At 52.8% G+C, this 10,516-nt stretch carries 9 protein-coding genes; 6 read left to right on the forward strand and 3 right to left on the reverse strand.

Annotated elements, in window-relative coordinates:
• Nucleotides 1-15: 15 nt before the first annotated feature.
• Together PsW74_RS02320 and PsW74_RS02325 are read left to right on the forward strand one after the other, a co-directional pair.
• Nucleotides 16-1,116 carry an FAD-binding oxidoreductase gene (locus tag PsW74_RS02320; RefSeq protein WP_063287630.1) on the forward strand — a complete coding sequence of 367 codons (1,101 nt, stop codon included), beginning with the start codon at nucleotides 16-18 and terminating at the stop codon, nucleotides 1,114-1,116.
• A 17-nt stretch (nucleotides 1,117-1,133) separates the two neighbouring features.
• Nucleotides 1,134-1,487 (forward strand): RidA family protein, encoded by a 354-nt coding sequence (locus PsW74_RS02325; protein WP_063287629.1) that lies wholly within the window; start codon nucleotides 1,134-1,136, stop codon nucleotides 1,485-1,487.
• Between the two features lie 271 nt (nucleotides 1,488-1,758).
• On the opposite strand, the gene PsW74_RS02335 is transcribed toward PsW74_RS02325, so the two are convergent.
• On the reverse strand, nucleotides 1,759-2,106 hold the full coding sequence (locus tag PsW74_RS02335) for a hypothetical protein (RefSeq protein WP_208981801.1): 348 nt from the start codon (nucleotides 2,104-2,106) through the stop codon (nucleotides 1,759-1,761).
• A gap of 843 nt (nucleotides 2,107-2,949) precedes the next feature.
• On the opposite strand from PsW74_RS02335, the gene PsW74_RS02345 reads away from it, so the two are divergent.
• A complete protein-coding gene (locus tag PsW74_RS02345) occupies nucleotides 2,950-4,518 on the forward strand; it encodes a Re/Si-specific NAD(P)(+) transhydrogenase subunit alpha (protein ID WP_057461303.1) in 1,569 nt (522 codons plus the stop codon).
• Nucleotides 4,519-4,536: 18 nt separating this feature from the next.
• Entirely contained in the window at nucleotides 4,537-5,925 is a 1,389-nt protein-coding gene (locus PsW74_RS02350; protein ID WP_063287626.1) for an NAD(P)(+) transhydrogenase (Re/Si-specific) subunit beta, read from the forward strand.
• Nucleotides 5,926-6,052: 127 nt separating this feature from the next.
• Here the strand turns inward: PsW74_RS02350 and PsW74_RS02355 are convergent, their stop codons facing one another.
• Both PsW74_RS02355 and PsW74_RS02360 read right to left on the reverse strand, forming a co-directional pair.
• Nucleotides 6,053-6,943: a DUF5666 domain-containing protein gene (locus PsW74_RS02355; protein WP_063287625.1), complete on the reverse strand. Its 891-nt coding sequence runs from the start codon at nucleotides 6,941-6,943 to the stop codon at nucleotides 6,053-6,055.
• On the reverse strand, nucleotides 6,943-7,764 hold the full coding sequence (locus PsW74_RS02360; RefSeq protein ID WP_063287624.1) for a DUF6502 family protein: 822 nt from the start codon (nucleotides 7,762-7,764) through the stop codon (nucleotides 6,943-6,945). Before PsW74_RS02360 ends, PsW74_RS02355 begins: the two co-directional genes overlap by 1 nt.
• Before the next feature lie 152 nt (nucleotides 7,765-7,916).
• Here PsW74_RS02360 and PsW74_RS02365 point away from each other — a divergent pair, with 152 nt between their 5' ends.
• Together PsW74_RS02365 and PsW74_RS02370 are read left to right on the forward strand one after the other, a co-directional pair.
• Nucleotides 7,917-9,554, forward strand: coding sequence for an AMP-binding protein (locus PsW74_RS02365; RefSeq protein WP_063287623.1), 1,638 nt, complete (start codon nucleotides 7,917-7,919; stop codon nucleotides 9,552-9,554).
• Nucleotides 9,554-10,516: hypothetical protein (locus PsW74_RS02370; protein WP_063305811.1), on the forward strand; the 963-nt coding region annotated here is incomplete at its 3' end. The genes PsW74_RS02365 and PsW74_RS02370, both read left to right, overlap by 1 nt.

Raw genomic sequence — 10,516 nt, forward strand, 5'->3', positions numbered from 1 at the left:
TTTGTGAGGTTTGACATGGCACAGCATTGCGATTTCCTGATTATCGGCGGCGGTATCGCTGGCATCAGTGCAGCCTCTCAACTGGCAGAGAACGCAAAAACCGTTGTGCTGGAAATGGAAGATGTGATCGGCCATCACTCAACAGGCCGCTCTGCTGCGATCTTCATCCGCAACTACGGCAATGCCGTCATCCGCGCCTTAAACGCAGCATCCGAACCGACCCTCATGAACCCGCAAGGCATTTGCGAGGGGTCCGTGCTCACGCGGCGCGGGCTATTGATGTTGGCGGAAAAGGGCAAGGAAGACCAGCTGGAAACCTACGAGGAAGACGCAGAAGGGTTGGAGACGCGCAGCGCTGAAGAAGCCCTTGCCATGGTCCCAATCTTCGACCCGGAAAAAGTCTCCTCCGCGCTTTACGAGCCTAACGCATTGGACATTGACGTGGACCGCCTGTTTCAAGGCTATGCCCGCCTCTTCAAATCCCGCAGCGGAGAGATTGTCCTTTCAGCACCTGCCAATCAAATAGAGCGGCAAGACGGACTTTGGCAGGTGACCACGCCAAAAGGTACATTTTGTGCGCCTGTTCTGATCAATGCCGCAGGTGCATGGGCTGATAAGATTGCTGAACTTGCAGGCATCAAAACAATTGGCCTGACCCCAAAACGCCGGACCGCAGCAATTCTGCCCTTGCCGGACGGTGTCGACAGCAGCAACTGGCCTTTGTTTGAGGGCGCCGCAGAACCTTTTTACGCCAAGCCAGAAGCGGGCAAACTGCTCGTCTCTCCCGTGGATGCCGATCCTGTAGAGCCTCATGATGCCTTTGTAGATGACATGGTGCTCGCCGAAGGCCTGTACCGTTTTGAAAATGCCGTGAACTTCTCCGTCACCCGTGTGGAACACAGCTGGGCAGGCCTTCGCAGCTTTGTTGAGGACCGCAGCCCCGTTGTGGGGTTTGCTTCTGATGCAGAGGGCTTTTTCTGGCTCGCCGCTCAAGGTGGTTACGGCATTCAAACCAGTCCGGCGCTCTCCCGTCTCACCGTAGATCTCTGCCTCAACCGTCCTTCGGAACTCCCGGAGGAAATCGTGGCAGCGCTTTCACCAAACCGATTTACATAAAGCATAGGAAGTCCCCCATGTCTGATATTACTCGCCTGGGCAAAGGCCCGCGCATGAGCCAGATCGTCGTTTACAACGGCATCGTGCATCTTTCCGGTCAGGTCGACACCAACGGCAAAACCGCAGCTGACCAGACCCACGCCATTCTGGCCAACATTGAAAAACTGCTGGAAGACGCTGGTTCCAACAAGTCCCGCATCCTGCAAGCCACCATCTGGCTGAATGATGTTGCCGATTTTGCTGAGATGAACTCCGTCTGGGACGCATGGGTTGACCCGGAAAACCCACCGGCCCGCGCCTGCGGCGAATGCAAACTCGCCCTAGACAGCCTCAAAGTAGAAATCCTCATAACAGCCGCAGTCGCTGCCTGATCAGAGTGACATAGATAACGGAGAGGGGGACATGGTCTTTCTCTCTGAGATCTATAAGCGGCCATCCACGTGAAGTTCAAGGAGGGTAAGGAAAGTAGCCTAAAGACTGCCGATACAGATCAGGAAGATGCCAATATAGAGCGCGGCGTCCATACCTTGGTTTTCTCCCTGCACCCAGTTATCTCTGAGAGCTTATTCTTCGAACACATTCCGTTCAAACAGAATGCCACGTGCTTGGAGGAGGGGGATTAGTTCTTTCTCAGATCAGAGATTATAAGGGTAATCGGCCAGTCATATAGAAGTAAATGAAATCCAGAAGATAAAAATAGCCCAATATCCCGAACAGGGCGCCAAACGCATGAACAAGACCAATCTTAGCCAGTTTCACATAGGCTGGCTTCAGTGCAGGCTCCTTCTTGTACCAAAATGCGGGCAGCAGGAAGATGAAATTCAGATTGCGCGCGAGATTGCGCTTTCTCAGCTCTTCGTATTCTGGCCTCTGCCGGATCTTGTGAAACGAGTAGATAGTTCCAGCGAAAATCACGATTAATCCGATGTACCGTAAAGCATCCATCATCTGATTTGTCTTATGCCCCTCAGCAAGCCAACTTATGCCCATGCGGTGAAGCGCCGTAGCGTTGGTCTTTTAATTTGGTGAAGGGCGCCCTTAGCACGTATGCAAAGAACAATCATCAGCAAAGTGTGGCCTGTCAGGGTACAGCGGTGAGAACCTACCGTGGTGGAGTGGTACGCCACCTTCCTGAAGACCTATTTCAGCTGGATTTCACATAGCAACGCATAAAAACGCAAAATCGCGCAAAGAAACGCACAGAATAACGCAAAGGCGGAAAGTGGCTTTCGTGAATGGGTGAAGGGGCAGCTTCTATGTCAGGTTGTCACATGCGCCAAAGTGATAAGCTGGTATATCTACCTGTAACTTCAGACTGAGACATAAATATATTTCAGTTAATCTTCCACTTTAGGCATAGTTTTCCTCTGCGCGGTCTAAGAGCAAATGCAAGTATAAACCCCGATAATCTGCGTGAAATGCGGTTTATACTCACCTTCGCTCTTATATATGTGAACTATATTGAGATTCATTCAATTTCACTTATCCACCTCGTTCTTTAGTTTGAACTCAAACACTTGGGTAAAGGTGATCAACTGTCGTTCAGATAGGGCTTTACCCTACTGGGATTTGAACGGGCTCCCTTTTAAAGATGAAGGGATTTTCGAAGTTTTTAGGAGAGACTTGCAGTTTACGCAAAGGAGCTTAACCTGCCTTGCGAGTAAGATTGGTCAAAGAGATTCCTTTGGACAGTCGGTAAAGTTTAGGGCCTTTGGTGCATTGCACAAAAACGATACCAGCGCCTACGCTGGGATCGAGAATAAAAAACGATTGGAACAGTTGGTAACGAGCGATTTCTGCTGGAAACCTATTTAACAGGCAAGAGGTTAGAACATGATCATAGGGGCTGCCAAGGAAGTCCTTGACGGGGAACGTCGGGTCGCGTTGACGCCGGACAGCGCCCAACAGCTGCAAAAGCTGGGATATGAGTGCGCTATTGAATCCGGCGCTGGTGAAGCTGCAAACTTCTCTGACACAGATTATAAAGATGCTGGCGTAAAGGTTATCGCAGATGCAAAAACGCTCTGGGAAACCGCAGATATTGTTATCAAGGTCCGTCCGCCCGAAGCGTCTGAACTGGAACTGACACACGAGGGACAAACCCTCATCAGCTTCTTCTGGCCAGCGCAAAATGGTGAGCTTCTTCAGCAGTTTGCCGATAAAAAGGTCAACGTGCTGGCGATGGATATGGTGCCGCGTATCTCGCGCGCACAGAAGATGGATGCTCTGTCATCCATGGCCAACATCGCTGGTTACCGCGCTGTTATGGAAGCTGGCAACAACTTCCCACGCTTCTTCACCGGCCAGATCACCGCTGCCGGTAAAGTGCCACCAGCCAAAGTGCTCGTCATCGGCGCTGGCGTTGCTGGTCTTGCCGCAATTGGCGCCTCAACCTCTCTTGGCGCGATCACCCTTGCGTTCGACGTTCGCCCGGAAGTGGCTGAGCAGGTCGAATCCATGGGCGCTGAGTTCGTTTATCTGGACTTTGAGGAAGAGCAGCAGGACGGCGCCTCCACTGGCGGCTATGCCTCTGTTTCTTCTCCAGAATTCCGCGAAGCGCAGCTGGCGAAATTCCGCGAATTGGCACCAGATGTTGACATCGTCATCACCACAGCGCTGATCCCAGGCCGCGATGCGCCTGAGCTCTGGACCGAAGACATGGTCCAGTCCATGAAGCCGGGTTCTGTGATTGTTGACCTTGCTGCTGAAAAAGGCGGCAACTGTAAACTGACCAAGATGGACGAGAAGATCGTAACCGACAACGGCGTCACCGTGATCGGCTACACTGACTTCCCATCCCGCATGGCAACGCAGTCCTCCACACTTTACGCGACCAACATCCGCCACATGATGTTTGATCTGACCCCTGAGAAAGACGGTCAGGCCAATATCAACATGGAAGACGATGTTATCCGCGGTGCAACGGCAACCAAAGACGGGGAAATCACCTTCCCGCCGCCTAAGCCGAAGATTGCTGCAATCGCTGCCCAAAAGCCAAAGGCACCTGAGAAAACCCCTGAGGAACTCGCGGTTGAAGAGGCTGCGGCTGCCAAAGCTGCCGGTCGCAAACAGCTCGGTCTTCTGATTGGCGGTGGTGCTGTTATGGCGTTGATAGGTGCCTATGCCCCTGAAAGCTTTATGCAACACTTCATCGTGTTTGTCCTCGCAGTGTTTGTTGGCTTCCAGGTCATCTGGGGTGTGGCTCACTCCCTGCATACACCGCTTATGGCTGTTACCAACGCAATCTCCGGCATCATCATTCTGGGCGCCGTGTTGCAGCTTGGCTCTGGCAGCTGGATCGTCTGGTTCCTCGCCGGCATCTCGGTGCTGATTGCATCGGTCAACATCGTCGGCGGGTTTATGGTCACGCGCCGTATGCTCCAGATGTTCAACAAGTCTTAAGCGGGGGAGGGAAGCATTATGTCTATTGGACTTCAAACCGCCGCTTATATTGCGGCAACCGTACTCTTCATCCTGTCTCTGGGCGGTCTGTCCAATCAGGAAAGCGCAAAACGCGCTGTTTGGTTTGGCATCGTCGGTATGGCACTGGCTGTTCTTGCAACAGTATTTGGCCCTGGTGTTGATCTTACAAGCCCAGCCGTTTTGATCATGTTGCTTGTGACTGTAACCGTTGGCTCCACTGCCGGCGTGATTGTGGCTCAACGCGTTGAAATGACTGGCATGCCGCAGCTTGTGGCTGCTCTGCACTCCTTCGTGGGTCTGGCAGCAGTGTTCATCGGCATCAACTCTGATATCGCTCCACCAGCAGGTTTGGCAGGCGCGGAGCTGGTTATCCATGAAGCTGAAATCTTCATCGGCGTCTTCATCGGTGCAATCACCTTCACCGGCTCCATTGTCGCTTACGGCAAGCTTGCTGGAAAGATCGGCGGTAAGGCACTTCTGCTGCCGGGGCGTCATGCTCTCAACGCAGGCTTGCTCGTTCTCGCAGTGATCCTGATGTTCATGTACATGAACCACGCAGGTTCCTGGACGCTCTACCTGATGACCCTGATCGCCTTCTTCATCGGTTGGCACATGGTTATGGCTATCGGCGGCGCGGACATGCCCGTTGTTGTTTCCATGCTGAACTCCTACTCCGGTTGGGCTGCAGCGGCGACAGGTTTCTTGCTTGGCAACGATCTGCTGATCGTGACTGGAGCTCTGGTTGGTTCTTCCGGTGCGATCCTCTCTTACATCATGTGTAAGGCGATGAACCGTCACTTCGTCTCCGTTATTCTTGGCGGCTTTGGCACTACGACTGGTCCAGCGCAAGAAATCGAAGGCGAGATGGTTGCAACTGATACGGACTTCGTAGCCGAGACACTCAATGATGCAGATAGCGTTGTGATTGTACCAGGTTACGGCATGGCCGTTGCACAAGCGCAGCAGTCTGTTTCTGAGCTGACCAAACGTCTGCGTGCCAAAGGCAAAAACGTCCGCTTCGCAATCCACCCGGTTGCAGGCCGTCTGCCAGGCCACATGAACGTGCTGCTCGCTGAAGCAAAAGTGCCTTACGATATCGTTCTGGAAATGGATGAGATCAACGATGACTTCCCTGATACGGATGTTGTCATCATCATTGGCGCCAACGACATCGTGAACCCGGCTGCTCAGGAAGATCCAAACTCACCAATCGCAGGCATGCCAGTTCTGGAAGTTTGGAAAGCCAAGCACGTGTTCATCTCCAAACGTGGTCAGGGTACTGGTTACTCCGGTATCGAGAACCCGCTGTTCTACAAAGAGAACTCCCGCATGTACTACGGTGATGCGAAGAGTTCCATGAACAACCTACTGGGTAAAATCAGCTAGTTTGGTTTCTTGATAAAAACGATAAACCCCGGAACGTGAGGAACGTTCCGGGGTTTTCTTTATATTGCCGAAATAATGCGATGCATCACCCTGATGTAGCTCAAATAATTACGCGTTCCCGAGACAGCTACTGACAGCCAAGCTTCTCCAGTAATTCAGGATCTGCTGCCTTGGTCGGGTCACTTCCAAGCTCGCCATCATACCCACACACAACCACCTTGGCTGTTTCGTCGATCATGTCTGGCTGGTCTGTGAAGGCCACCATGCCGGAGCCAAGCAAGGTGTAAAGACCGGTTGAGTTTGGCGGAGACAAGTAGCCTTCGGCCTGAACCAGCCCAACCTTTCCATCGAAGATCCCAGCCTCTAACGAGGTCGCGCGGATACTGCCAGCTTCAGGTATCCCTATGACACGGATAACATCACCGGACTGAACGTGTCGCGGAATAATGCCTGCAATCAACGTGTTACCGATCTGTGGAACATTGCTTGCGCCAACAGAAAGGTTGCTGCCGATGATGACTGCGGACTGGCGGGGTGGAACCACCTCAACGCGTGTTGCAACCACATCTTCATCTTGCCACAGCCCGCTGATCGCTACCCAGTCCCCTTGTTTCACCGTGGTCGCGATGGCCACTGGTACGTGAACGAACGTTCCCATAATCTCAAAGGTTCTGCCTGTCTCATCTGACTTCACTTCAGAAACAGGACCGATGATCGGCACAATTCTGCGGATACTCTTCGCTTCCCAGTTTGAGCCAGTCAGAGCAGCAACAACGGCAACCGTGTCTCCCGGTACCAATTGCGAGGCCGTCAGAGGGCCAAGCTCATTCTTGACTGGCAGATCTGGAGGGAAGGTGATGCGTTGATCATTTACGATAATGCTGCCGAGACGCGTAATCGTGCCGACAATGCCTGTCCCCAAAATACCGCCTTCACGCTCTTCTTCTGCGTGGCCTGCTGCTGGAGCGATCAGAAAAGTGGATGCTATTAAAGCGGAAAGTGTGTGCCTCCAAACCATTACGCAGCAGCCTCATCTGATTTCGGCTTTTTTTTTGGAAGGACGTAGGCCCCAAAGGCAAAACGGCCATTGGCGGTCTGTTCCGCATCATTCATTTGCATCTCCCGTGCCAGAGCGTTGACTTCTTCCAAAAGCATCTGGGCCTTCTCTTGCGTCAACCTGTTCAGAGTCTCCACTGACTCCTCTGACAAATGCGAATAACGCAGGATTCGATCAAAATTGAGAGCTTCTCCCTGAGGGGCAATTAAGTTGTGGGTAGCGGCCGAAAGGTGCGTCGAAAGTGTCGCCTGATAGGCGGCGACTTGTTCGGCACTTCCAGGTGCTGGCAAAAGGGCGTGAGTCAATAAACGATAAAATCCGTCATCTAATTCCGTAACGACACCTTGCTCAATGAGAGCCTCAAGAACGGTTCCCGGCGCCATATCAGCGCGTGTGAGGCGAACCAGCTCGTCAAAACCAGGCTCCTTTTCGCTGCCTTGTCGCGGCAAATTCCGGGGCGTTCCTTCTGCACTTTGAAACTCTGGAGCCGTTGCCCAATAACTGATTGCAAGGGCCGTCGCATTGACGGATTTCTTGAGAGAACTGCCGTTTTCATCAGATCGTAACCGTTTGACATCCTTACGGTGAATGCCAGTCTTAAGGCTGACGCGGCTATCAGTTGTCTTACCGGGATTTTCCTCAATAGCGGCCTGGAGCAGGGCCCGTTTCAGTGCCTCGGTCGCTGGCCCGATTGTGACGCCACGCGCCACCATCGCTTTTGCCAATGGGGCAAGAAGCGCTGTGAGGGCGGTCTCAAAAGGGTCTGTTTGCTCGGGACTCATTTCCGTTTCCTGTGCTGTCCAGTTCTCTAATCATTACACCAGAATTTTTCATCCTACGAATTCGTTACTGCTTGTTGAACACTTGTTATACTCAAATGGGAATTTTTCCCATTACTTAGAATGAGTGATTATCACCATAAGAGGGACTCGCCATGCGGGATATTGCTGCAGATTATCTAAATGACATTCGGCCAGTGTTTCCGGCCATGCCAAAACTGACAGGAGTTGCGCCACGCAATCCACTTCTGTCGGCATTGAGCGATTTTGATCAGGAACGTTTTCTGGATTTTGGATGGGGACCAGAAACCGCTCCACGTTTTCCAACTATCATTTCCGCAATGAACCACTTTATGACTGCGCAGCCAAATGCCGTCGCAGCTGAGTATCAAGATCAGGAGATCAGCTACGGTGAGCTGAATGACGCCGCGAACCGGCTCACTCACACCTTGGCACAGCACGGCGTAAAGAGAGGGGACGCCGTTTGCCTGTACCTGCACCGTTCCATTCCAATGCTGGTCGGCATTGTCGCGGCTCTTCGCGTAGGTGCTGCCTATATTCCACAGCATGTGGGCGTCGCTCCTGAAAAGGCATTGAACCACATCGCAGCAGTGACCGGTGCCCAAGTCATTCTAACGCTGCGCAGCCTTAAAGATCAGGTGCCCGTGGCAGAGGGCCAAACTCTCATCGCGATTGAAGATGTGATCGAGGATGAAACTCTGCCGGCCACGCCACTAGAGGGCGAACAACATAAAGCACAGCCGGACGATCTGTGCATGATCCTGTTCACCTCTGGCACTACAGGCGTCCCGAATGGCGTCCAGGTCACCCACAAGAACCTATGCAACATTTTGCAAACCAGCCCCGGTGACCTTGGCATGCGTCCGGGGTTGCGGGTGGGTCAAATTCTTTCAATCGCATTTGATATGGCGGCTTGGGAAACTCTTGGCGCTGTTTCAAACGGCGCTACGCTGGTTATTCGCGGCAAAAGCATTCAGGAAACAGCCGAAAAGGTGGACGTGCTGATTGCAACACCGTCAATCCTGAACTCACTTGACCACAGCCGTTGCCAGCAGGTGCAAACTGCTGCTGTTGCGGGAGAACCCTGCCCAAGACCTCTTGCAGACGCTTGGAGTAGTTTCTGTCGCTTCTACAATTCTTGTGGCCCAACAGAAACCACCATCATCAACACAGCCGAACCGCATTATCCGGGAAAGGAAATCCTCTCCATTGGGCGTCCGACACCCAACAATACAGTTTATGTTCTGGATGAAAACTTGCGCCCCGTTGCCATTGGCGAGAAGGGCGAAATGTGGGCTGGTGGTGATTGTGTGACTGCTGGATACCTTGCCAATCCCGAGCTTACGCTTGACCGTTATCGACCTGACCCATTCCGTCCCGGTCACATGATGTTCCGTACCAAAGACCTTGGTCGCTGGACCAACACAGGTGAGCTGGAGCACTTTGGGCGGGTTGATGATCTGGTGAAAATCCGCGGTTTCCGTGTCGAACTGGATGGCGTTTCCAACACATTGGAAGCAACGGAAGGCTGTGATCAGGCGGTCACGCTCAAGTTCGACAGCCGTAATCTGGTCGCCTTCATCAGTCCGGCAAATGTGTGCACCAACACTGCGGCCCAGTCCGTGAAAGACAAACTTCCTTATTATTGTAGTCCAACACTGATCCTTTCCATGGATGAGTTGCCTCGCACACCACGCGGGAAGTTGGACAAGCGCCTGCTTTTGAAGCTGGCACAAGACCATATTGACGCTCAGGGTGTGGAGTTAAATTAATGACTATTGAAGCAACAACTGCCGAAACACGCAGTTACAACTGGCGACGTATTACGCGCCATCCATCCTTGATGGAATACAACCGACTGGTGATGCTGGTCGCCGTGGTTAACATCGCAGTCTTCATCGCTGGTTTACAGGAGGGACGCTGGTTTGCCGAAAGTGGCTTTGCTCTTGGTGCTATTGCAGATATGGCGCTGATCAACCTGTCTCTTGGCATCCTGATCCGGCAGCAACGGGTGGTTAACGCCTTGTTCTGGATGGCAACCCGCATTCCAACCAGCTGGCCGCTCTGGCTTCGTTGGGGTGCAGGCAAAGTGTTTCATTTCGGTGGCCTTCATTCCAGCAGCACAGTGTCCGGCACAATCTGGTTTGGCTTCCTGCTTTACGCCATGGTGGCGAACCGCATTGAAGGAGCTGCGCTTCCATCAGACCAAACGCTAGCTCTCAGCGGGGCGATGGTCTCGTTGATGGTCCTGCTGATCGTCACGGCACAAGGAGGTTTCCGCGCGCGCCATCATAACACCTTTGAGAAGGTGCACCGTTTTGTTGGTTGGACAGTGCTTGGCTTGTTTTGGGCACAGACTGTTTCTATCACGCAGGATACTGGTGGCATTCTAATGGAAACCCCAGCATTCTGGATGCTCTGCCTCATCACACTGTCCATCGTCTCACCATGGCTGTCGTTGAAGCGTGTCAAAGTGGACGTGGTGAAGCCCTCTAACCATGCTGTCTTGGCAAAGTTCGATTATGGCGACACTCCCTTCCCGGGCAGCTCAAACGCAATCAGTCACACACCATTTGGTGAGTATCACGCGTTTGCCAATATCCCGTCTCCGAAAGAGTCTGGGTATCGTCTCGCTATCAGTCGGGCAGGGGACTGGACCGGAGACCTCATTGAAAACCCGCCAAGCCATGTTTGGGTGAAGGGCATCACCACCTCTGGTGTTGCGCGTATCGAG

Source organism: Pseudovibrio sp. W74, from assembly GCF_001623085.1.
Lineage (GTDB): Bacteria > Pseudomonadota > Alphaproteobacteria > Rhizobiales > Stappiaceae > Pseudovibrio.

Excerpts from the sequence above, each read along its gene's own strand:
- PsW74_RS02360 (WP_063287624.1), bottom strand. The coding sequence starts at position 7,764 with ATGAGTCCCGAGCAAACAGACCCTTTTGAGACCGCCCTCACAGCGCTT.
- PsW74_RS02320 (WP_063287630.1), top strand. The coding sequence starts at position 16 with ATGGCACAGCATTGCGATTTCCTGATTATCGGCGGCGGTATCGCTGGC.
- PsW74_RS02335 (WP_208981801.1), bottom strand. The coding sequence starts at position 2,106 with ATGGGCATAAGTTGGCTTGCTGAGGGGCATAAGACAAATCAGATGATG.
- PsW74_RS02325 (WP_063287629.1), top strand. The coding sequence starts at position 1,134 with ATGTCTGATATTACTCGCCTGGGCAAAGGCCCGCGCATGAGCCAGATC.
- PsW74_RS02365 (WP_063287623.1), top strand. The coding sequence starts at position 7,917 with ATGCGGGATATTGCTGCAGATTATCTAAATGACATTCGGCCAGTGTTT.
- PsW74_RS02350 (WP_063287626.1), top strand. The coding sequence starts at position 4,537 with ATGTCTATTGGACTTCAAACCGCCGCTTATATTGCGGCAACCGTACTC.
- PsW74_RS02345 (WP_057461303.1), top strand. The coding sequence starts at position 2,950 with ATGATCATAGGGGCTGCCAAGGAAGTCCTTGACGGGGAACGTCGGGTC.
- PsW74_RS02355 (WP_063287625.1), bottom strand. The coding sequence starts at position 6,943 with ATGGTTTGGAGGCACACACTTTCCGCTTTAATAGCATCCACTTTTCTG.